The sequence below is a fragment of the Streptacidiphilus monticola genome (assembly GCF_042658505.1).
Taxonomy (GTDB): Bacteria; Actinomycetota; Actinomycetes; order Streptomycetales; family Streptomycetaceae; genus Streptacidiphilus; species Streptacidiphilus monticola.
Map to the genome: position 1 here is coordinate 14,374 of NZ_JBHSQJ010000122.1, position 22,020 is coordinate 36,393.

General features: G+C 72.7%; 18 protein-coding genes. 9 read left to right on the forward strand and 9 right to left on the reverse strand.

Translation table 11 applies throughout. From position 1 onward, the window contains the following. Window positions 1–576: 576 nt before the first annotated feature. Both ACFP3V_RS25090 and ACFP3V_RS25095 read left to right on the forward strand, forming a co-directional pair. On the forward strand, window positions 577–1,932 hold the full coding sequence (locus ACFP3V_RS25090) for an extracellular catalytic domain type 1 short-chain-length polyhydroxyalkanoate depolymerase (protein WP_380587723.1): 1,356 nt from the start codon (window positions 577–579) through the stop codon (window positions 1,930–1,932). Window positions 1,933–2,219: 287 nt separating this feature from the next. Beyond that, window positions 2,220–2,675 carry an archease gene (locus ACFP3V_RS25095; RefSeq protein WP_380587725.1) on the forward strand — a complete coding sequence of 152 codons (456 nt, stop codon included), beginning with the start codon at window positions 2,220–2,222 and terminating at the stop codon, window positions 2,673–2,675. Between the two features lie 13 nt (window positions 2,676–2,688). On the opposite strand, the gene ACFP3V_RS25100 is transcribed toward ACFP3V_RS25095, so the two are convergent. Both ACFP3V_RS25100 and ACFP3V_RS25105 read right to left on the reverse strand, forming a co-directional pair. Continuing rightward, complete coding sequence (locus ACFP3V_RS25100) at window positions 2,689–4,101, reverse strand: RtcB family protein (RefSeq protein WP_380587728.1); 1,413 nt, start codon at window positions 4,099–4,101, stop codon at window positions 2,689–2,691. A 64-nt stretch (window positions 4,102–4,165) separates the two neighbouring features. Then, a complete protein-coding gene (locus ACFP3V_RS25105) occupies window positions 4,166–4,585 on the reverse strand; it encodes a DoxX family protein (RefSeq protein ID WP_380587731.1) in 420 nt (139 codons plus the stop codon). Window positions 4,586–4,702: 117 nt separating this feature from the next. Here ACFP3V_RS25105 and ACFP3V_RS25110 point away from each other — a divergent pair, with 117 nt between their 5' ends. Continuing rightward, window positions 4,703–5,458 carry a hypothetical protein gene (locus ACFP3V_RS25110; RefSeq protein WP_380587734.1) on the forward strand — a complete coding sequence of 252 codons (756 nt, stop codon included), beginning with the start codon at window positions 4,703–4,705 and terminating at the stop codon, window positions 5,456–5,458. A gap of 386 nt (window positions 5,459–5,844) precedes the next feature. Beyond that, on the forward strand, window positions 5,845–7,806 hold the full coding sequence (locus ACFP3V_RS25115; protein WP_380587737.1) for an aconitate hydratase: 1,962 nt from the start codon (window positions 5,845–5,847) through the stop codon (window positions 7,804–7,806). Between the two features lie 57 nt (window positions 7,807–7,863). On the opposite strand, the gene ACFP3V_RS25120 is transcribed toward ACFP3V_RS25115, so the two are convergent. From ACFP3V_RS25120 to ACFP3V_RS25135, 4 genes are all read right to left on the reverse strand, one after another. Further along, window positions 7,864–10,143, reverse strand: a complete 2,280-nt coding sequence (locus ACFP3V_RS25120) for an FdhF/YdeP family oxidoreductase (RefSeq protein ID WP_380587740.1) — start codon at window positions 10,141–10,143, stop codon at window positions 7,864–7,866. A 594-nt stretch (window positions 10,144–10,737) separates the two neighbouring features. Beyond that, window positions 10,738–11,670, reverse strand: coding sequence for a non-homologous end-joining DNA ligase (ligD, locus tag ACFP3V_RS25125; protein ID WP_380587743.1), 933 nt, complete (start codon window positions 11,668–11,670; stop codon window positions 10,738–10,740). Between the two features lie 105 nt (window positions 11,671–11,775). Next, a complete protein-coding gene (locus tag ACFP3V_RS25130) occupies window positions 11,776–12,231 on the reverse strand; it encodes a universal stress protein (protein WP_380587746.1) in 456 nt (151 codons plus the stop codon). Between the two features lie 267 nt (window positions 12,232–12,498). After that, window positions 12,499–12,837, reverse strand: a complete 339-nt coding sequence (locus tag ACFP3V_RS25135; RefSeq protein ID WP_380587749.1) for a hypothetical protein — start codon at window positions 12,835–12,837, stop codon at window positions 12,499–12,501. 1,142 nt (window positions 12,838–13,979) lie between these two features. Between ACFP3V_RS25135 and ACFP3V_RS25140 the strand changes: the two genes are divergently transcribed. Further along, window positions 13,980–14,402, forward strand: a complete 423-nt coding sequence (locus ACFP3V_RS25140) for a CBS domain-containing protein (RefSeq protein WP_380587752.1) — start codon at window positions 13,980–13,982, stop codon at window positions 14,400–14,402. A 225-nt stretch (window positions 14,403–14,627) separates the two neighbouring features. On the opposite strand, the gene ACFP3V_RS25145 is transcribed toward ACFP3V_RS25140, so the two are convergent. The 3 genes from ACFP3V_RS25145 to ACFP3V_RS25155 form a co-directional block, all read right to left on the reverse strand. Then, window positions 14,628–14,915: a hypothetical protein gene (locus tag ACFP3V_RS25145; RefSeq protein WP_380587755.1), complete on the reverse strand. Its 288-nt coding sequence runs from the start codon at window positions 14,913–14,915 to the stop codon at window positions 14,628–14,630. Between the two features lie 8 nt (window positions 14,916–14,923). Further along, window positions 14,924–15,205, reverse strand: coding sequence for a hypothetical protein (locus tag ACFP3V_RS25150; protein ID WP_380587758.1), 282 nt, complete (start codon window positions 15,203–15,205; stop codon window positions 14,924–14,926). Window positions 15,206–15,355: 150 nt separating this feature from the next. Further along, complete coding sequence (locus ACFP3V_RS25155; protein ID WP_380587761.1) at window positions 15,356–15,991, reverse strand: TetR/AcrR family transcriptional regulator; 636 nt, start codon at window positions 15,989–15,991, stop codon at window positions 15,356–15,358. A gap of 161 nt (window positions 15,992–16,152) precedes the next feature. Between ACFP3V_RS25155 and ACFP3V_RS25160 the strand changes: the two genes are divergently transcribed. Genes ACFP3V_RS25160 through ACFP3V_RS25175 form a run of 4 tightly spaced genes read left to right on the forward strand, consistent with a single transcriptional unit; the run spans window position 16,153 to window position 21,907 of the window. Continuing rightward, on the forward strand, window positions 16,153–17,307 hold the full coding sequence (locus tag ACFP3V_RS25160) for a VOC family protein (RefSeq protein ID WP_380587764.1): 1,155 nt from the start codon (window positions 16,153–16,155) through the stop codon (window positions 17,305–17,307). Window positions 17,308–17,341: 34 nt separating this feature from the next. Then, window positions 17,342–18,280 (forward strand): fumarylacetoacetate hydrolase family protein, encoded by a 939-nt coding sequence (locus tag ACFP3V_RS25165; protein ID WP_380587767.1) that lies wholly within the window; start codon window positions 17,342–17,344, stop codon window positions 18,278–18,280. Window positions 18,281–18,326: 46 nt separating this feature from the next. Next, window positions 18,327–19,919 (forward strand): bifunctional 3-(3-hydroxy-phenyl)propionate/3-hydroxycinnamic acid hydroxylase MhpA, encoded by a 1,593-nt coding sequence (gene mhpA, locus ACFP3V_RS25170; protein WP_380587769.1) that lies wholly within the window; start codon window positions 18,327–18,329, stop codon window positions 19,917–19,919. Beyond that, window positions 19,916–21,907, forward strand: a complete 1,992-nt coding sequence (locus tag ACFP3V_RS25175) for an acetoacetate--CoA ligase (protein WP_380587772.1) — start codon at window positions 19,916–19,918, stop codon at window positions 21,905–21,907. The genes mhpA and ACFP3V_RS25175 overlap by 4 nt, the downstream gene beginning before the upstream one ends. The last annotated feature ends 113 nt before the right edge of the window (window positions 21,908–22,020 follow it).

The following is a 22,020-nucleotide window of genomic DNA, read 5'->3' on the forward strand; positions in this document are numbered from 1 at the left end:
CGGACACCGTGCAGGGCCAGGTCCGGGACCGTGACCGGCTGAGCGACGCGAGGGGTAGCAACTGGACCAGGTCCCTCCCCCCGTGCCCGGACCTCGGCAGGGCCTGCGACCTTGCCCGCCGACCGATCAAGGGCGCAGGGCCTGCCCAGCAGACGTCACGCAGCGCGGGTCAGAGCCCGTGAGAGTGATCGCCGTCGCTCGCCTTCCTCGGTTGGTTGAGCGGGGAAGTATCTGGGCCAGGCCGGTCGTGGACTCTCCCCGCATGCCGGGTCCGCGGAACTTTCACGAGCACGACCAGGCCGATGGGCCCCGGCGCACCGGGAATCGCAGGCGCTGCCCGCGATTCCTTGACAGACCACGAACACTGATGCACTGTCAGGACCCGTATCGAGCCGCGGCCCGGGGGCCGACAACCCCGGGGCCGCAGCACATTTGTGAGCGCTCACATACGTTCGGCCGACCGGTTTCCCACCCCTGCGACGAACCGGGGTCACCGACCGAACGACCTGCGTCATGACGGCGACCGGGCCCACCCGCCCACGGTCGCTCCCACCAGCCTGCGGAGGAAGAGATCCCATGCTGCGCTCCTGGCACCTCAAGGCCCGCCTGCTCGCCGTGCTCCTCGCGCTCGGCGCCGTGGTCGGCGTGAACCTGCACACCGCACCGCGGGCTTCCGCCGCCTCGTTGACCCAGATCTCGAACTTCGGCGCCAACCCGACCGGCCTTCAGATGTACCTGTACGTGCCGAACAGCGTCAGGGTCGACCCGCCGATCCTGCTCGCGCTGCACGGCTGCCAGGGATCGGGGCCCTACCTGTACTCCAGCACGGATTTCGCCGCCCTGGCCGACCAGTACGGGTTCATCGTCATCTACCCCTCGACCAACCCCGGCGGCAGCTGCTGGGACGTCTCCTCCGACCAGGCGCTGACCCGCAACGGCGGGAGCGACCCGGTCGGACTGATGTCGATGGTCACGTACACCGAACAGCACTACGGCGGGAACCCCGGAGCCGTCTACGTCACCGGCGAGTCCTCCGGCGCGATGATGACCAACGTCATGCTGGCGGACTACCCCGACGTGTTCAAGGCGGGCGCGGCGTTCATGGGCGTGCCCTACCACTGCTTCTCCACGGGCACCGTGCGCGGCTGGAACGGACCCTGCGCCGCGGGCCAGGTCTCCATGACCGCACAGCAGTGGGGCGACCTGGTGCGCAACGACGCCGACCCCGGCTACACCGGACCGCGGCCCCGCGTTCAGCTGTGGCACGGCACCGCCGACTCCACCCTGAACTACAACAACCTCGGCGAAGAGACCAAGCAGTGGACGAACGTGCTCGGGGTGGCCCAGACCCCGTCGTCGACGGACACGCCGGTCGCCAACTGGAACCGCGCCCGGTACAACAGCAGCTCCGGGAGCACGCAGGTCGAGACGTACAGCATCGTCGGCGCCGGACACCAGCTGCCGATCCAGGGGACGCCGATGGCCGCCTACGCCATCCACTTCATGGGCCTGGACAACGGCGGCTCCACGACCGGCAGCACCGGGGAACTGCACGCGGTGGGCGCCGGCAAGTGCCTGGACGACCCGAACTCCACCACCGCGCCGGGCATCCAGCAGCAGGTGTACAGCTGCACCGGAGCAGCCAACCAGACCTGGACGCACAACGCGTCGAAGGAGCTGACGCTGACCATGTCGGGCCAGACGCTGTGCCTGGACGCCAGCGGCCAGGGCACCGCCAACGGCACCAAGGCGATCCTCTGGACCTGCAACGGGCAGCCCAACCAGCAGTGGAACCTCAACGCCAACGGCACCGTCACCGGCGTCCAGTCCGGCCTGTGCCTGGACGTGATCGGAGCCGGCACCGCCAACGGCACGCCGGTCGAACTGTGGTCGTGCAACGGCGGCAGCAACCAGCAGTGGACCTTCGGCTAGCCGGGCTCCACGACAGCCGTCCCGTCGAAGCGGCTGAGGTCCGCCCCCCACCCACCGAGTCCGACGCACGCCCGCTCCCGACTCCCCCGTCCCCCATTCCTACGCCGAGGGCGCGGGCTCTGCGCGGCGTTGACCGTCTCCTGCTTCCGGACCGAGGCCCACTGTCCGGCAGCTCCCGTGGCACACCGCGGCGGGGGGTCCCCCCGGGGGTCGAGGCACCCCGATCCCGCGACCGAAGGCCGTGCCCTTGCGGGTGTCCGCCGCGCAGGCGGGGGGAAGGGCCAGGTATGAGCGGCGGCGGGGACGAGGACCAGCCGGCCGATGTCCGGGGACGACGCGGGCACCGGCTGCTGCCGCACACCGCCGACCTGCGGCTCCAGGCGTGGGCTGAGGACCGGGAGCAGTGCCTGGCGGAGGCGGTCATGGGGGTGGTCGGGCATTTCGCTTCGACCGCGGGCGTGCGGGCGGCCTCCGTGGTGGCCGTGCGCCTGACGGGCTCCGGCGAGGAGCTGCTGGCCGGGCTGCTGGACGAGGTGGTGTTCCGGCTGGAGGTGCACGGCCAGGTGCCGGTGGACGTCGAGGTGCGGACCGCCGCGGAGGGCGGCGTCGAGGCGCGGCTGGCGATGGCCGCCCTGGCGGACGTGGAGATCGTCGGCGCGGTGCCCAAGGGTGTCTCGTGGCACGGGCTGCGCATCGGGCCGGACGGCTCAGGCTGGTCCTGCCTGGTGACGGTGGACGTCTGACGGGGGTGCGCGGTCAGCCTTTGACGACGCCGAGGGGAACCAGGCGCGCGACGCCGCGGCACAGTCCCGCGCCCTCGCTCGCCGCGACCACCGCGTCCACGTCCTTGTAGGCCTCCGGCGCCTCCTCTGCGAGGCCGCGCAGGGACAGCGGGCGCACCGCGGTGCCGGCCCGCTCCAGTCGGTCCCGCAGTTCGGCGCCGGTGACCGCGCGCGCCGCCCGGTGACGGCTCATCACCCGGCCCGCGCCGTGGCAGGTGGAGAAGAAGGCGTCGCCGCCGGCGACGCCGACGAGCACGTACGAGGCGGTTCCCATGGTGCCGGGAATGAGCACCGGTTGCCCGAACTCGCGGAGGTCGGGCGGCAGTTCCGGGTGCCCGGGCGGGAAGGCCCGGGTGGCGCCCTTGCGGTGTACACACAGTCGTCGCCGGTCGCCGTCCACCTGGTGTGTCTCGATCTTGGCGAGGTTGTGCGAGACGTCGTAGACCAGCGTCAGCCGTGCCCCTGCGGCCCGGCGGAAGACCTGACGGGCGGCATGGGCGAGCAACTGGCGGTTGGCGCGCCCGTAGTTGGCCGCCGCGGCCATGGCACCGAGGTAGGCGCGGCCCTCGGGCGAGTCGACCGGGGTGCAGGCCAGCTGCCGGTCGGGGACGGTGATCCCGTACCGCGCCATCGCCTGGTCCATGGCGCGGACATGGTCGGTGCAGATCTGGTGTCCGAGCCCGCGCGAGCCGCAGTGGATCATCACGCAGACCTGGCCCTCCCTGATGCCGAAGGCCTCCGCGGCCGCCGCGTCGCGTACCTGGGCCACCTGCTGCACTTCGAGGAAGTGGTTGGCGGACCCCAGGCTGCCGACCTGCCCCAGCCCGCGCTCCCGTGCCCGCGCGCTCACCTGCGACACGTCGGCGTCGGCGACCGCGCCGCCGTCCTCACATCGCGTCAGGTCGCGCTCCTCGCCGTACCCGCGCTCCACCGCATAACGCGCGCCGCCTTCGAGGATCCGCTCCAACTCGCCCTCCCCCCGGGGGTGCCAGACCCCGCCGGGCCCGGCTCCCCGGGGGATCACCCGGTCCAGGTCGTCCATGACGTCGGGCAGCGCCGCCGCGAGCTGCTGCGCGTCGCAGTCGGCGGCCAACAACCGCACGCCGCACGAGATGTCGAAGCCCACGCCGCCCGGGGAGACCACTCCGCCCGCCGCCACGTCGGTGGCCGCCACGCCGCCGATGGGGAAGCCGTAGCCCCAGTGGATGTCGGGCATGGCATACGAGGCGCCGACGATGCCGGGCAGCGTGGCCACGTTGGCCACCTGCTCCAGCGACTGCCGCGCGTCACGCAGCAGCTCCCGGGAGGCGAAGACGACCCCCGGCACCCGCATCGGCCCGTGCCGCTCGATCCCGAACCGGTACGGCCCCTGCGCCACCAGCTCCATGTCAACCTCCTCCGCCCGATCGCCGAGCGACGGTTCGCCGTCCCCGGGCGCAACCGGCTGGGCCTCAGTCAAGGTGGAACAGCGGGCCGGTCACCGTCAGGCCGAGCTGGTGGCCGGTGTGGGCGAAGAAGGCGATCAGCATCAGGCAGGCGCCGAACAGGGCGGTGTCCTTCAGGAAATGGACCTGCTCCTGCTGCCGACCCATCGAGTCCCGCTCCTTCCAGAAGCCGTGCATGAGCACGGCGGTCGGCGCGAGGAACGCTGCCAGCAACAGTGCCCCCAGATCGGGCCAGATGCCCAGGACCACGAAAACGCTCCCGACGAGCAGCAGCGCCCCGGAGGCGAGCACCGCGATCCGGGCGGCGGGCACACCACGGGACTCCGTGTACCCGGCCATCTGCTGGGTGCGGGTCAGGTGGTTGACGCCGGAGGACAGGAAGAGCAGGACGAAGAGGATCCGGCCTGCGAGGACCAGAGCTGCCATCGGGGGCCTCCCATTGCTCGGTGACGGCCGTGCTTCTGTGCCCGGTGCGCTGCCGCGCCTACCCGCAGGCCCCGCGGCCAAGCGACCACGCGGAAGGAGGGCGTGCAACCTGGAGAAGTGGGTACCGGCGATGTCGTGCTGGTGGTCCTGGACGCACGCACCGGCCGGCAGGTGGACCTCATGCCGCCGGGACGCCGGCACCTGCGCGTCTGCGTTCACGTGGATGCACCGGGCGGGCTCCTGGGGGTGCGGGATCTGCGGATCCTCCTGGTCGCGGACGTACTGCTGCGCGCCGGGGAGGCCCAAGGGCTGCAGGTGTTCCTGGTGCGCACCGGCCCGGAGTTGACGCCCCATCAGGCGAAGGCATTGGAGCAGGAGCTGATCCGCTACAGTGTCACGCCGCCGGCGGAGGCGGGCCTGGAGCCGGGAGCGGTCGACGTCCACGTCGCGTCGCGCACCACCCGGGGGGCAGGTGCCTGGCTCATGGTGGGTGAGGCGGCGACCGGTTCCGCTGCGCAGCTGGTGGGCAACGGCGAGGTGGATCATCTGGCGCTCCGGCTGGCCCTGCTGTCCCGGCCTCATGCTGCCGCAGCGGGGCTGCCGGGTGAGAAGCTCGCGCTCGCGGCCCGTACGCTCGCCCACTACCGGACCGCTGTTGCTCGCTGGGCGCACACTCCGTCCAGCCCGGTCCCCGAGCCCCTTCAGCGGCGGATTCGTGGGGCGGTGGCGGCGGATCTCGACACGCCGGCCCTGGTCGAGCTGCTCAAGGAGATCGAGTCCCACCCGCTCCTGGGGGACGGCGCCAGGTTCGAGACGTTCGCTCTCGTCGACCGCGTGCTGGGGGTGGGGCTCACCCGCGACATCGGCCGCTGAACTCCGGGCGGGCGGCCGCACCGCTGGAGGCCCGGATCGGACCTTCCGCTGTCGAGTCGGCCGGACGGGCTCGCCGTCGGGCAGCGGGCCTACGAAGGACGCGTGACGGTGTCGGCCACCACCTGCCGGGCAGCCGCAGCCCTACCAGCCTCGTCCGGCTGATCGGCCGTCAGGAACCGACGGCCACCCAGCTCGGCGCCTGCGCGACGCCTTCGTCGCACCGGTCGGCGCCGCGCCCCGCGCCCGGTAGCCGCAGGACCGCACGACGCGCCCCGGGAGGCCGCCTGCGGGCAGGCGGGGTGCGGCTGCGGCGCGGGCCAATGCCAGGGATGGCGTGCGGCGGGGCGGGTAGGCGCGGCCCGCACGCCGCCCAAGGAGGTGGACTGGTGACGGAACCGCTCACCCTCGCCCAGCAGTTGATCGCCGCGCACCTGGTCGCCGGCCGCCCGGTCCCCGGCGAGGAGATCGCGCTGCGGGCGGACCAGACCCTGTGCCAGGACGCGACCGGCACCCTGGTGATGCAGGAGCTCGAGGCGCTCGGGCTGGACCGGGTCCGCACCCGGCTCAGCGTCCAGTACGTCGACCACAACCTGCTCCAGGCGGACGCCCGCAACGCCGAGGACCACGTCTTCCTCCGGTCGGCCGCACAGCGCTTCGGGCTGTGGTACTGCGGCCCGGGCAACGGCGTCTCGCACCCGACCCACATGCAGCGCTTCGGCGTCCCCGGACAGAGCCTGCTCGGCTCCGACTCGCACACCTGCGCCGCCGGGGCGCTCGGCATGCTGGCGATCGGCACCGGCGGCCTCGACGTCGCCCTGGCGATGGCCGGCGAGCCGTTCCACCTGGCCATGCCGCGGATCTGGGGCATCCACCTGCACGGCCGGCTGCCCGACTGGGTCAGCGCCAAGGACGTGATCCTGGAACTGCTGCGCCGCCACGGCGTCACCGGCGCCCTGCACCGGATCCTGGAGTACCACGGGCCGGGCCTGGCCGAGCTGAGCACGTGGGACCGGCACGTCATCGCCAACATGGGCGCCGAACTCGGCGCCACCGCAAGCGTCTTCCCGGCCGACGACGCGGTGCGCGCGTTCCTGCGCGCGGAGGGCCGCGAGCAGGACTTCGTCCCGCTCGCGGCCGAGCCGGGGTCCCGCTACGACGACACCGAGGACGTCGACCTGTCCCGGTTGCAACCGCTGGTCGCCCGGCCGTCCTCCCCCGGTGACGTGGTGCCGGTCGCCGAGGCGGCCGGGGTGCCGCTGCGACAGGTCGTCCTCGGCTCCTCCGCCAACCCGGGGCCGCGCGACTTCGCCGTCGCCGCGGCCATGGTGCGCGGACGCCGCGTCGGCGACGCCGTCAGCTTCGACGTCAACCCCAGCTCCCGGGAGGTGTTCCAGGACCTGCTGCGCACCGGCGCGGTCTTCGACCTGGTCGCCGCCGGGGCCCGGATCCACCAGACGGGCTGCCTGGGCTGCATCGGCATGGGCCAGGCCCCGGCGGCGGGGACCCACTCGCTGCGCACCTTCCCGCGCAACTTCCCCGGCCGGTCCGGGACACCGGACGACTCGGTCTGGCTCTGCTCCCCGGAGACGGCCGCCGCGTCCGCCCTGACCGGCGTGCTCACCGACCCGCGCGCCTGGGCCCTTCGGGAGGGCGTCAACCCCCCGACCCTCGATCTGCCCAACCCCGCGTCCGTCAACCGGGACCAGTTCGAAGCCCCACCGCTCCCGGAGGCGGCGGGGCACATCGACCTGGTGCGCGGCCCCAACATCTCGCGTCTGCCCGAACTCGACCCACTGCCGGATGAGTTGAGCGGCCCGGTGCTGCTGGAGCTGGGCGACGACGTCTCCACCGACGAGATCTCCCCCGCCGGCGCACAGGCCCTCCCGTACCGGTCCAACCTGCCCCGGCTGGCCGAGTTCACCTTCACCCGGATCGATCCCGACTATCCGGCCGAGGCCCGGGACGCCGGACCGCACTTCGTCGTCGCCGGGCACAACTACGGCCAGGGCTCCTCCCGCGAGCACGCGGCCATCACCCCGCGACTGCTCGGCCTGCGCGCTGTCCTGGCCCTGTCCTTCGCCCGCATCCACGAGCAGAACCTGGCCAACTTCGGGGTGCTGCCGCTGCGTCTGGCCGACCCGGGTGACCGCGACCGGATCGACGAGGGCGACCGGCTCACCCTCTCCGGCCTGCACGCCGCCCTGGCCCCGGACGCACCCGCGCAGTTGACGGTTCACAACACCACCAAGGGCGAGGACTACGAGGCAACCCACCGCCTCAGCCCACGCCAGCGCGCCCACGTCCTCGCCGGCGGCGCCATACCCGCCCTTTCCGCGCACGGCTCGTGACCGGGCCGCCCACTGAGGTGCACAGCCTCGCCGCCGTCGTCCTGGGGCATCGCGCTGCTACCCGGGTGCGGTGGCGGGCTGCACGCTGATGACCACGGATTTGGTGGTGGGGGTGTTGCTCGTCTCGGCGGTGGAGTCGAGCGGGACCAGAAGATTGGCCTCGGGAAAGTAGGTCGCGGCGCAGCCGCGCGGCACCGGGTAGGGGACGACGCGGAAGTCCCGGGCGCGGCGTTCCCGGTCGGGGTAGTGGCTGACGAGGTCGACCAGGTCGCCTGCGCTCACCGCGAGGGTCTTCATGTCGTCCTCGTTGAGGAACACGACGCGGCGTCCGCCCTCGATGCCGCGGTAGCGGTCGTCCAGGCCGTAGACGGTGGTGTTGAACTGGTCGTGGGAGCGGACCGTGGTGAGCAGCAGGTGGCCGTCGGGCACCCGCACGGCGGTGACCGCGTTGACGGTGAAGCGGGCCTTGCCGGTCGCCGTGGGAAAGGTGCGGGAGTCGCGCGGGCCGCGCGGGAGCATGAACCCGCCGGGCTGGGCGACGCGTTCCTCGAAGGCGTGGAAACCGGGGACGACATGCTCGATGTGGCGGCGGATCACCCGGTAGTCGCGGCCCATCCGTTCCCATCCCATGGCGTCGCCGAACAGCTCCCTCCCGAGGGCGGTGACGATGGAGACCTCGCTGCGCAGCTGCGGGGATCCGGGCGCCAGGCGGCCGTGGGAGGCGTGGACCATGGCCATCGAGTCCTCGACGGTGACGAACTGCTCGACGCCTGCCTGGATGTCGCGTTCGGTGCGGCCCAGGCAGGGCAGCAGCAGGGCCTCGGCGCCGTGGCACAGGTGGGAGCGGTTGAGCTTGGTGGCCACGTGCACCGTCAGCGCGCAGTTCGCCAGAGCCTTCTCGGTGACGGTGGTGTCCGGGGTGGCGGCCGCGAAGTTGCCGCCGAGGGCGAAGAAGACGTCCACCTTGCCGTCGCGCATGGCCCGGATCGACTCCACGGTGTCCCAGCCGTGGTCCCGGGGCGGATCGAAGCCGAACTCCGCGCGCAGGGCGTCGAGGAAGGAGTCGGGCATCTTCTCCCAGATGCCCATCGTGCGGTCGCCCTGGACGTTGCTGTGTCCGCGGATCGGCGCGGGCCCGGCACCTGGTCGGCCGATGTTGCCGCGCAGCAGCAGGAAGTTGACGATCTCTCGGATGGTGGGGACGGCGTTGTGGTGCTGGGTCAGTCCCATGGCCCAGCAGACCACGACAGAGTCGGCGGCCATGACGTCCGCGGCGGTGTACTCGACCGCCCGGCGGCCGAGGCCGGTCAACTCCTGGACCCGCTCCCAGTCCAGGGCCTGCCAGGCCGCGGCGGCCTGTTCGAATCCGTCGCAGTAGCGGTCGATGAAGTCGTGGTCGAGGACGGTCCCGGGGGCGGTCTCCTCGGCGGCGAGCAACGCCTTGTTCAGGCCGGCGAAGAGGGCCAGGTCGCCGTTGACCCGCACCGGGAGGTAGCGGTCGGCCAGTTGGGTGCCCGGACCGGCCAGGCCGCGCAGCGTCTGCGGGTTGCGGAAGCGACCGAAGCCCGCCTCGGGCAGCGGATTCACCGCGATGATCTTCGCGCCGCGCCGCTTGGCCTGCTCCAAGGCGGTCAGCATCCGGGGGTGGCAGGTCCCCGGGTTCTGGCCCACGATCATGATCAGCTGGGCGTGGTCGGTGATGTCCTGCAGCGAGACCGTGCCCTTGCCCACGCCGATCGTCTCGGTCAGCGCGGCGCCACTGGACTCGTGGCACATGTTGGAACAGTCCGGCAGGTTGTTGGTGCCCAGCCGCCGGGCGAGGAGCTGGTAGACGAACGCAGCCTCGTTGCTGGTGCGGCCGCTGGTGTAGAACACGGCCCGGTTCGGGTCGGGCAGGGCACGCAGCCGGTCGGCCACCAGCCGCAGGGCGTCGTCCCAGGCGATCGGCAGGTAGCGGTCCCCACCCGGGGGCAGGTGCATCGGCTCGCTGAGCCTGCCCTGCGCCTCCAGCCAGTGGCCGTCGCGCCCACGCAGGTCGGCGATCGTGTGCTGGGCGAAGAACGAGGCGTCGACCCGTTTGCGGGTGGCCTCCCAGGCGACCGCCTTGGCGCCGTTCTCGCAGAACTCGGCGTGCTTGCGATGCCCGGGCTCGGGATCGCCCCAGGCGCAGCTGGGGCAGTCGAAGCCGTCGACCTGATTGAGGGCGAGCAGGGTCCGCACACCACGCACCGTGCCGGTCTCGGCCTGCACGTACGTGAGGGTCTCGGTGATGCCGTGAACCCCGACGCTCGCCTGCTTCGGTCCAGTGGCGCGCGGTTCGCCGGGTCGGTCTGCCATGTGCTGTCGCTCCTCACACGCGCCGGTGGCAACCGCGCGTGAAGTCCACCGTGACCGTGTCTGCTGGGTACCTTTGCCTGACCTGCTTGCAGGTGTTCGCCGAGCAGGCACCCAGCCCGGTACATGGCGGCTCTGGCCTTCTCGGCCTACGGCACCCACGGGTTCGCGATCGCCGCCTGGTGTCGCATCGCCTCGGGCCCCCGGTCCCCCCGGTCCCCTCGGGCGCGGAGGGGCCGAGACGAACCATTTGGCTGATACAAGTGTTCCCTTGCTCAGCTGCCCGGGGGACGCTCGGGCAAACCTCCAGGCAACCCACGCCCACCGCATCGCGAGCAAGGAACTCCCTCTCCTGAATCCCTGTGAGCCCACCCGGAACGCGGGGGTCAGGCTTCGCGGGCGATGGCGAGCGCGAGGGCCTGCAGGCCGGCGCGGGCGCGGTCCCGGCCTCGCCACGCGGGGCCGGGCGGGCTTGGTGCTGGACCTGCCCGCTGCAGACGTCGTGCTGCACGGGGTCGACTCCTGACGGCTGTTCAGGTGATCGTTGCGCGGGCTTTCCTCGGCTGCGGCTACACACAGGGGGTGACCGCTACCGCCTCAGCGGGTCGGTGCGGGGGCCTCCCGGACCACCTGGTGGGCGGGCTTGTCGTCGCGCAGGCCCAGGAATCGGGGATGGCGCAGCATGCCGTCGCGGGTCCATTCGGTGAAGCCGATCTGTGCCACGAGTTCGGGTCGCACCCAGTGGGCGCGGGCCTCACGTACCCGTGCGTCGAAGGGTGAGCCGGACTGCTCGATACCGTCGAGGCGGGTCCGCAGCGAACGCAGCGTCGCGGTGCTGTAGCCGGTTCCGACCTTGCCGGCATAGCACAGCCGGCCGTGCTGGTAGTAGCCGATCAGCAGGGCGCCGAACCCGACGCGGCTGCCCGCGGGTTCGGTGAAGCCGCCGATGACGAACTCCTGTCCGCCGGAGCACTTGAGCTTGAGCCAGTCGGTGGAACGGCCGTACTGATAACGGGAGTTGGCGCGTTTGGCGATCAGGCCCTCCCAGCCTCGGGCGCAGGCGTCGTCGAGGAGCTCGTGCCCGTCGCGGCGTCGGTGGGCAGTGAATCGCAGCGGGTCGCGGAAGCTCAGCGCGTCGCGCAGCAGCGACTTGCGGACCGTCAGGTCGAGTGCGGTGGTGTCCTGGCCGTCCAGGCGCAGCAGGTCGAACAGGTAGTAGGTGACGGCCACCCCGCTGGCGCGCGCCGCCTTTGGATCGGTGAGCCCGAGACGCTGCTGCAGCAGCGCGAAGTCGGTGCGGCCGTCCCGCAGCGCCACCATCTCGCCGTCGACCGCGAAGTCCGCGCAGTGCTGTGCCTGCAAGGCGTCCACGACTTCCGGGTACGTGCCGTTCAGGGACTTGCCGCCGCGGGAGAGCAGCCTGACCCCACCTCCGCCGGTGCGCAGGGCCAGCACGCGGACGCCGTCGAGCTTGCGCTCGAAGAGCCAGTCGGTGTCGAAGTCCCGCCGAGAGCTGAGCGTGGCCAGCATCGGAGTGGGAGGACCCGGCCTGGCTGGCCGCACCAGTGCCCGCTGCCGCGGCGGCAACCGCTCCAGCAGGCCCCTTCCCGATCCAGCGCCGCCCACCGCACCTCCTCAGTCGACCAGGGCCCGCGTCTGCTCGTTGACGATGACCACCGGGTAGCGGGCACTGTGCACGCACCGCTGCCCCGCCGACCCGAGCACGCACTCGGCCAGCGGGCCGTGGCCCCGGGCGCCGACCACGACCAACTCGGCCCCTTCGGCGGCCTTCAGCAGCACGTCCTCCGGTTGCCCGTGCCCCACCTGCCGTCGTACCTCCACGTCGGCGCACATGTCCTCGAACAGCCGAGCGACGCAGTCCGCGAGTGCGCCGGGGGGGCGGTCTTCGGCGCCCTCATCCGGGTCGGCCAGCGCCCAGCCGATCACCGGCTGCATCTCCCGTGCCGCGACCGGCTCGACCCGCGCCCCGGTCAGCCGCGCCTGCCGCAGCGCCCAGCGCAACGCCTGGGGGGACGACGTCGAACCGTCCACACCGACGACGATCCGGTGCACGTCCCCTGCCGCGGTCATGGTCCGCGCCTGCCCGGCTCGTCGCCGCTCATACCGGCACAGCGCCCTCAAGCTCGCCGGCCTTCGAAGTCGCGGGACTGCTGCAGCTGCCCGCTCCCTTCGGGCGGCCCTGGCCCATGTACCGGCGCCGGCACCCGCGCGTCGGGGCCTGCACAGGACTGGCCAAGGGCCGCGGCGGCCGTGCCGGGTCATTCCGGCCGCCGCCGCGGGCAGGCCCGTGCAGGCCCAGGAAACGGAAGACGCCATAGCGCTCCGGCGTTGTACCGGCTACCCGCGCTCCCGCGGCGTGGGCTCGCTGACGACGACCCGCAGCCGCCACATGCCGCTGCCCGGCCCGAAGCGGGCTCCCGCGTAGGACGCGATCGACCTCAGCTCGGCCACCCCGGGGCTGGTGGCGCGCACCAGCGCGCGCAGCGTGCCGTCCAGAGTGTGCTCCTCCACCAGGACGACGGGCCCGTCGGCGCCGGTGAGCGGCAGCCAGCTGTGGGCCGGACTGCCGTGCAGGACCAGCGTGACCTCGTCACCCACGGCCAGTTGCAAGGGGTCCGGCAGCGGCTCCCCCTCCCGGAAGGTGAGCTGTATCCGGCGCGCATCGATGTCGCTCATGCCCCCACGCTAGGAGCCCCGACGGGACGCTGCAGGCCGGGCCACGTCGTCGCCCGATGCCGGTCAGGCGAGGTGGACCAGCGGTCCGGTGACGGTGAGGCCGAGCTGAGCCGGTCCGGCTGCCGGACACGGGCGCAGTGGGTGGGCGCGGCGGGACCTGGACGAGCGGCACAAGGCCGTCACTGGGCCCGCGAAAACGGTAGCCGCGGGCCAACGAACGGACGAACTCCCGCGCCGGATCACTGGTGTTCGCGCACATCGGCCGCCCCAGTCTCCGAGCCCTCGACGCGGGCCTGACACCACCGTTCGGCGAGTGGGGACACCAGGGCCGCAGCTACCGTCCCTCAGCCGGCGCCTTCGCCCGCGGCCCCGGCTGAGGAGCACGGCCCCACCACCGGGCCGCCCAGGTGCGCGAGGGGGCGAACCGGAGGGAAGCGCGCAGACGCAACACCGTGAACCGGTGGCGGCGCGACCGACGCGCGCACGCCCGGCTGCGCCGTCGGCAGCACACCGGCACCGAGCCCGCCACCGGTGCGGTCGGCCTGGCCGCCCGCTCCGCCCTGGCCTGCCTGAACGCGGTGATCTCCTGGCCGCGGCCGGCTGTTCGCCTACCTCGCCGTCGGCGGCAACGGCTCCCGACCCGCGACCGCCGTCGCCCCGGCTGCCCTCCGCTTCGGGGGAACCGTGCTCTGCCTGCTCGACGCGCGGGTCATCCGCGACCGCCGGCAGCAAAAGGCCCTGGGACCGCCGCCCACCAGGGCGTCGGCCTCGCCACTGCCGGCTGGCCGCCGCACCGGCCGGGGCTCTGTCTGAGAGCGGCGGTCACGGGTACACGCACCGCGCAGGATCGTCGTCTCGCCACCGGGAGGTTGCGGTGACCTCGCCACCCCGCGATCCCGTCCCCCCGACACCGACACCGGTTCCCGGACCGGGACCTGGACCCGGGCCGCTGCCCGGCCCTGTCCCGGGGCCCGGCGGCCCCGACCCGGTGCCGCCCGCCCCGCCGCAGCCGGAACCCGATCCCCAACCGGAGCCCACCCCCGGACCGGACCCCTACCCTGCGCCCGGACCGCACCCGGGCCCCGTGCCCGCCCCCGAGCCGGTCACCCGCCGGTGACCTGCGCATCGGAAGGAAGCCCCGCATGCCTGAGAAAGTCCGCGACGTGATGACCACGCGTCTGGTCACCGTCAGCACCACCACCGCCCTGACCGAGGCCGCCCGCCAGATGCGCGACCAGGGCATCGGCGATCTCATCGTCACCGACGACAGCGGCCGCCTCTTCGGCCTGGTCACCGACCGCGACCTGGTCGTCCGCGCGACCGCGGAGGGCCGCGACCCCGACCACACGGAGACCGGCCAGATCTGCAGCCGGAACCTGACCACCGTCACCCCTGACGACGACGTCGACCGCGCGGTCGCGCTCATGCGCGACCGAGCCGTACGGCGCCTTCCGGTGGTGGAGGACGGCCGCCCGGTCGGCATCGTCTCCCTCGGCGACCTCGCCCTCGACCGCGACCGCCAGTCCGCCCTCGCGGACATCAGCGCCGCACCCGCCAACAGCTGAAGCACAACTCACCGGCCAGCCGGCCACGTTCACCGGGTCGTTGTTCCCCCGGTGACCGTTCCTGCGTGCCCACGGATCTGCGAGCCTGCAGCCTGTGCAGCTCGGCAGCGCAGGCATCTCGGCCTCTCACGCCCGGCCGGCCCCGACTCGGACCTCTCCGTGAAGGTCACCCGCTGACCGACTCCCCGCCTCCGCGCGGGGCGGCCGGTGGCAGCTCGGCGACGGTCAGGTGGCCAGCCAGATCAGATCGGTCACCCGCAGCTCGGCCGCGTCCGGGACCGGCAGGTAGTACAGCAGAACCGGTTCCCGGTACACGTCCACCGCGTACCGTCCGTCCGTCAGACGAGTGCCGGGAAGCGGCCTGTCGGCAGCTGCCGCCGCGGCCACCTCGATGGCCAGGGCACGGGCGAACAACACGATGGCGTCGTGGAGTCGCTGCCCGGCGGCCTTCTCGATGTCGATGAGCGTCTGAGCGGCCCTGACGTCCAGGCCTACGCTCCACCCCCGTGACAAGGTGCAGGTCACTCCTCGCCGACGAGCTTGGGCTCCGGCAGCGGCACGAGATTGATGCCCTGACGGGCGTCCGCCAGGCGGATCTCCGCTCCGGGGACCTTGGCCAGCATCAGTTCGTACCAGCGCGCCAGCACCATCTGCTCGACCTGGTCCACCGGCGCGGCCAGCACCTGCTCGAGGAACCTCGCACGCTCGCCGCTGTCCGGGATCGCCTCGCGAACGGCATCGATGGTGCGGGGGAAAGCGTGGACTCGCAGATCCGCGGGCTGCTCAGTGGGCTGCGCGCTCATGTGGGCCACTCTCCTTGACGACGCTGCACCGCCCACCGTACCGGCTCCAGCCGCCCCCAGGGCAGGGAGCGTCTCGGACGGACCAGATGTCCGCCGGCTCGTGGAAGCGGCGACGGCAGCCCGACCGGCTCCGGTGCCGGGACAGCCGACTCAGTCGACGTCGGGCAGCGGGCGGTGGGCGACCTCGTGGGCGTCCTCCGGGGCGAGGCCCAGCATCCGCAGCAGCATCTCGGCCAGGTTGGACGCGGCCTCGTCGCCGTCGAGTTCCGGGCGGACGAAACGCTGCTCGACCAGTGCCAGCAGCGAGCCCCCGAGGGCCACCAGGGCGCTGGCAGGGTCGGAGATGGTGAACCGGCCGGAGGTGATGCCGGTTTCCAGATCGCGCGCGGCGCGCGGGGCCAGACCCGAGTCGGAGTAGATGTGGCCGAGGCCGCGGTAGCGGAGCACCTGCATCAGTTCGGGCCGGGTGACGGCCAGGCGGGCGCTGAGCCGGAAGCCCGCGGCGACGAGTTCCGCCGGGTCGTCGACGCCTTCCAGATGCCGGTCGAAGGTCTGGCCGAGCTCCTCCAGGGCGTCCTGTACGGCGGCGTCGAACAGTTCCGCCTTGGAGTCGAAGTGGTTGTAGAAGGAGCCGAAGCCGACATCCGCGCGTTCCGCGATCGTCTGGATGCTGACGTTCGTGTCGCCGGCCTCGGCCAGTATCTGCCGGGCGGCCCGGATGAGCGCCTGACGGGTCTCGGCACGACGCCGTTCGAATCGGTTCTGGGGCGGGGCTGACGTCGACATGCGGCGAAGTCTAGCAACGTCCTCCACATTGCCACAGTTCTGATGAGCCCATCAGTACATCACTGATGAAGCCATCAGCTACCCAGGGGGGGTGGCTATTGACGATCGAAGGCTCAGAGATGATGATTTCCTCATTACAGCAATGTTGCCTGGAGGACACCATGTCCGAAACCCCCGTCGACGCTGCCCGCCCCACCGCTCTGCGGACGGCCCATCAGGACCTCCACAGCGAGCAAGGGGCCCTGCGCGGCGAGCACCCCGGCAGGTCGCGGAACCCCGTGATCAAGGTGGCCGACCTCGCCTGGCTGGAGTTCCAGAAGCCCGACCTGGACCGGGCCGAGGTCTTCGCCCGCGACTTCGGCTTCGCCGTCGCCGCCCGCACCGAGCGCGAGCTGTGGCTGCGGGGCACCTTCGCGGGCTCTCCCTGCATGGTCATCCGCAAGGGCCGCTCCCCCCGCTTCATCGGCCCGGCGTTCCGCGCGGCCGAGCGTGCCGACCTGGACCGGCTCGCCCGCGCCGTCGGCTCCGCCGTGCAGGACGCGGACGTGCCGGGCGGCGGCCGGACCGTCGACCTGCTCGACCCCTCGGGCCTGCCGGTGCGCGTCGTGCACTGCGGCGAGGAGCTGCCGGCCCTGCCCGAACAGCGGCCGCTGCTGCTCAACTTCGGCACCGACCACCGCCGGACCAACGCCACGCAGCGGCCGCCGCGGGAGCCGTCCCGGATCCAGCGGCTGGGCCACGTGGTACTGGAGACCCGCGTGTTCGCCCGGGCGCTGGACTGGTACCTGGACACCCTCGGCATGATCGTCTCCGACTTCCTCTTCCTGGACGGCCAGCGCGACCGCGGCCCGACGATGGCCTTCATCCGCTGCGACCAGGGCAGCGTGGCCGTGGACCACCACACGCTGGCCATGCACCTGGGCCCCGGCAACGACTACGTCCACTCCGCCTACCAGGTCACCGACCTGGACGCGATCGCCGCCGGCGGCGAGTACCTCAAGGAGCGCGGCTACCAGCGCAGTTGGGGCATCGGACGGCACATCCAGGGCAGCCAGCTGTTCGACTACTGGCGCGATCCGGACCGCTTCATGCTGGAGCACTTCTCCGACGGCGACCTGTTCTCCTGCGACGTCGAGCCCGGCTGGGCGCCCATGTCCACCTCCGGGCTCGCGCAGTGGGGTCCGCCCGCCACCCGCGACTTCCTGGGCGCCAGTCCCTCCCCGCAGCGCATCCGCGACGTCTTCCAGGCCCTGCGCGGCGACAACGAGATGGACCCGGCGCGCCTCCTCGGCCTGCTCAAGGCCGCCAACTCCTGACTCCCCCAACCAACTCCACACAAAGGCCACCGACATGAGCACCAACGTCCTGCGCACATCCGAAGGCTGGTGGGTCGTCCGCGGCGGCCGCGCCGTCCCGGTCGACACCAAGGCCATGACCACCGCCGAACTGCTCGCCGACCGCGCCGCCGTCGCGGCGGCCGCCGCCTCCGGCGAGGCCGGCACCCCCGTCGCCGACCTGGTGGCCCTCTCCCCCGTCACCACGCCCTGCCGGGTCGTCGCCCAGATGGTCAACTACCGCAGCCACGCCCGTGATTCGGGCTTCACCGGCGACATCCCGCCCACCTTCTTCCGCAAGGCTTCCGGCTCGGTCAGTGGGCCCAACGACAGCATCGTCCGACCCTCGCACGTGCGCTTCCTCGACTACGAGATCGAGCTCGGCCTGGTCCTGGGCGCCCCGCTGCCGGTCGGCACCGTCGTCGAGGAACGCGACCTGTCCGCATACGTCGCCGGGCTCGTGGTCACCAACGACGTCAGCGCACGCGACGTCCAGCTGACCAAGACGCAGTTCTACGAGAGCAAGTCCTACCCCACCTTCACCCCGACCGGCCCCTACCTCACCCTGCTGGAGCCGGAGGACTTCGCCCATTTCCTGGACCTGCGGCTGCGGTTGTCGGTCAACGGCGAGCTGCGTCAGGACCGCACCCTCGCCGACATGATCGTCCGCCCGGCGCAGGCGCTGACGCTGCTCGCGCGCTTCCAGACCCTCGACCCGGGCGACCTGCTGCTGACCGGCACCCCGGGAGGCACCGCCCTCAAGGCTCCGCCGAAGGCCGTCGAGAAGATCGGCGCTCTGCTGCCCCCCGCGGCCAAGTGGAAGGCGTTCTTCAAGAGCCAGGAGAAGAACCCCCACTACCTGCGCCAGGGCGACATCGTGACCGCGTCCATCGCCACGGCGGACCGGCGCCTCGACCTCGGCGAGCAGCGAACCTCCGTCACCGACGCGAACTGACCGACGCGTCGGCGCCGACGCGAACCAGAACCGAATCGAGCCGCACATGACCGCCCAGCACGTTCCCGTGGTGATCGTCGGAGCCGGACCCGTGGGCGTCACCGCCGCCCTCCTGCTGGCCCGGCGTGGCGTGAGGAGCGTCCTCCTCGAACGCCACCAGGACGTCTACCCACTGCCCCGCGCCGTCGCCACCGACGACGAGGTGTGCCGCATCCTCCAAGCCGCCGGGGTCCACGAGGAGTTCACCGCCATCGCCCGCCCCGCCCGGGGGCTCCGGCTGCTGGACTCCCGGCACCGGACCATGGCCGAGTTCTCCCGCACCGAGCAGGGCCTGCACGGCTTCCCGCAGACCAGCATGTTCGACCAGCCCGGGCTGGAGCGGGTCCTGCGCGACGCCCTGGCCCGCACCCCGCAGTGCGACCTGCGCGGCGGGGCCGAGGTCACCGGGGTCGAGCAGGACGGGACCGGACCGGTCCGGGTCACCTACCGCGACGAGGATGGCGAGCACCTGCTGCGGGCCGACGCCGTGCTCGGCTGCGACGGCGCCAACAGCCTCACCCGCGAGGCCGTCGGCGCCACCTGGGAGGACCTGCGCTTCGAGGAGCGGTGGACGGTCATCGACGTCCGCACCAGCCTCCCCGTGCGCTGCTGGGAGGGCGTCGACCAGGTCTGCGACCCGCAGCGCCCGGCCACCTTCATGCGGATCGGGGACGACCGCTACCGCTGGGAGTTCCGGCTCCCGGACGGCGCGGAGCTCGACCGCGCGCGGCTGCGGGAGCTGCTCGCGCCCTGGGTCGTCCTCGCGCACGACGCCGACTTCGAGGTGGTACGGCAGGCCGCGTACACCTTCCGGGCGCGCATCGCCGACCGCTGGCGCGCGGGTCGGATCTTCCTCCTGGGCGATGCGGCCCACCTCACGCCGCCGTTCATCGGACAGGGCCTGTGCGCGGGCATGCGGGACGCCTACAACCTCAGCTGGAAGCTGGCCCGGGTGCTGCAACAGGGCGCGGACGAGCGGCTGTTGGACACCTACGAGAGCGAGCGCAAACCGCACGCCCGCCACGTCATACGGATGGCGGTCGCCATGGGATGGGCCATGACCGGCGGCCAGGACGGCGCCGCCGCCGTGCGCCGGGGCCTGCTGGGCGCCGCTGTCCGCATACCCGGTCTGACCACCGCGGTCAGTCGGGACCTCAGCCCCGCCCTGACCGCCGGGCCGCTCGTCCCGCGACGCCCCGGCGGAGCGGGTCGCGGTCTGGTCGGCCGCTTCTGCCCGCAGCCGTGGGTGGCCGGGCCGGGAGGCCGCACCCGCTTCGACGACCTGCTCGGCGACTCCTTCGCCGTGCTGACCGTGGTTCCGCTGCCGCCCACGGTGCAGGCGGTCGCCGCCGCCCTCGGCGCCCGGACCGTCACCGTGTCCGACTTCGGGGACGGCGGCCTGCTGGCCGCCTGGATGCGCGCCAAGCGCGCGGACGCCGTGCTGCTGCGGCCGGACCGGGTCGTGCTGGACGTCGTCCCGCGCGGCGGCGGCGACTTCGCGGCCAGGGCCGCCTGGGGGTCCCTGCTGCACACCACACGTATCCCCTCACCCTCCCAACCAGCAGCCGCTGAGAGCCTGTTGAGGAGCATCGCACGATGACATCGCCGTACCCGGACCCGTTCTCCACGCCCGATCCGCAGACCGCGGCGGCCAGCCGGATCGTGGACTTCGCCGCCTGGGCGGCCCAGCACCGGGGGGTGAGCGCCGGCTCCGACTACGCCGCCCTGCACCGCTGGTCGGTCACCGACCTCGAAGGTTTCTGGAGCGCGATCTGGGAGTACTTCCAGGTCGACGCGGACACTCCGTACGAGCAGGTCCTGGCCGCGGAGACCATGCCGGGCGCCCGCTGGTTCCCCGGCGCCACCCTCAACTACGCCCACCACGCGCTGCGCAAGCTCGCGGACGACGACGTGGCCGTCCTCGCCCTCGACGAGACCGGGGCCGGGTACGAGGTGACCGGCGGGCAACTGCGCTCCCAGGTCGCCTCCGTGGCCGCGACCCTGCGCGACCTGGGCGTGGCGGCGGGCGACCGGGTGGTCGGCTACCTGCCGAACACCCCGCACGCGATCGTCGCCTTCCTGGCGGCCGCGAGCCTGGGCGCGGTGTGGTCGGTGTGCGGGCAGGACTACGCCCCCAAGGCCGCCGCCGACCGCTTCGCCCAGCTGGAACCGACCGTCCTGTTCGCCGCCGACGGCTACCTCTTCAACGGCACGGTCCACGACCGCCGCGAGGCCGCCCTCGAACTCGCCCGTGCCCTGCCGACGTTGAAGGCGACCGTGCTGGTGGACCACGTACGGCTCCCCCGGCTGGAGGCGGCCTACCCGTCCCAGGCCGTGTCCTGGGCCGCGGCGGCCGGCCGGTCCGAGCAACTCACCTGCGTCCCGCTGCCGTTCGACCACCCCTTGTGGGTCGTCTTCTCCTCCGGCACCACCGGCCTGCCCAAGGGCATCGTCCACGGCCACGGCGGGGTGCTGCTGGAGCACCTGAAGACCCTGGGCCTGCACTCGGACCTCCGCCCCGGCGACCGCCTGCTGTGGTACACCACCACCCACTGGATGATGTGGAACCTGGTCGCCTCCACGCTGCTGACCGGCGCCGCCACCTGTACCTACGACGGCAGCCCGGCGCCCTTCGCCAAGCCCGACGTGCTGTGGGAGCTGGCCGCCCGCCACCGGGTCACGCTGTTCGGCACCAGCCCCCAGTACCTGCTCGGGATGGCCAAGTTCGGCATCGACCCCTCGGTCCACGACCTCTCGTCCGTCCGCGTGGTCGGCTGCACCGGCTCCGCCGTGCCCGCCTCCGCCTACCCCTGGGTGCGCGACCACGTCGGCGGGCACGCCGTGCTGGCCTCCACCAGCGGCGGCACCGACATCGTCTCCGGCTTCGCCGGCAGCGCCCCCACCACGCCCGTCTGGGCCGGCGAGCTGTCCGCGCCCAACCTGGGCGTGGCGCTGGCCGCGTACGACGCCGAGGGCCGCCCGGTCACCGACGAGGTCGGCGAACTGGTCGTCACCCGGCCCATGCCCTCGATGCCGCTGCACTTCTGGAACGACCCCGACGGCAGCCGCTACCGCGAGGCCTACTTCTCCACCTACCCCGGGGTGTGGCGCCACGGCGACTGGATCACCCACACCTCCCACGGCTCGGTCATCGTCCACGGCCGCTCCGACTCCACACTCAACCGCAACGGCGTCCGCCTCGGCAGCGCCGACATCCACGACGCGGTGGAGCGCCTCCCGGAGATCACCGAAGCCCTGGTCATCGGCGCGGAGGAACCGGACGGCGGCTACTGGATGCCCCTGTTCGTCGTCCCCGCACCGGGGGTGACGCTGGATCAGGCGCTGCGCGAGAAGATCAAGGAGGCGATCCGGGCCGAGGCCTCGCCCCGCCACGTCCCCGACGAGATCCTCGAAGTCCCGGCGATCCCCCACACGCGCACCGGCAAGAAGCTGGAGGTGCCGGTGAAGCGGCTGCTCCAGGGAGCCCCCGCCGAGCAGGTGGTCAACCCGACCACCGTGGACGCGCCCGAACTCCTCGACTACTACGCCACTCTGGGAGCCGAGCGCCGCAGCCGCGCACGCGGCTGACCCGAGGTACGCTCCTCGGCCCGAATCCCTCGCCGCCGCCCGGCCGACCATTCCGCCCTGACTGGGACGGTCGGGGGCGGCGAGTGCCTCAGGGGTCCGGCGACCGCCAGGTC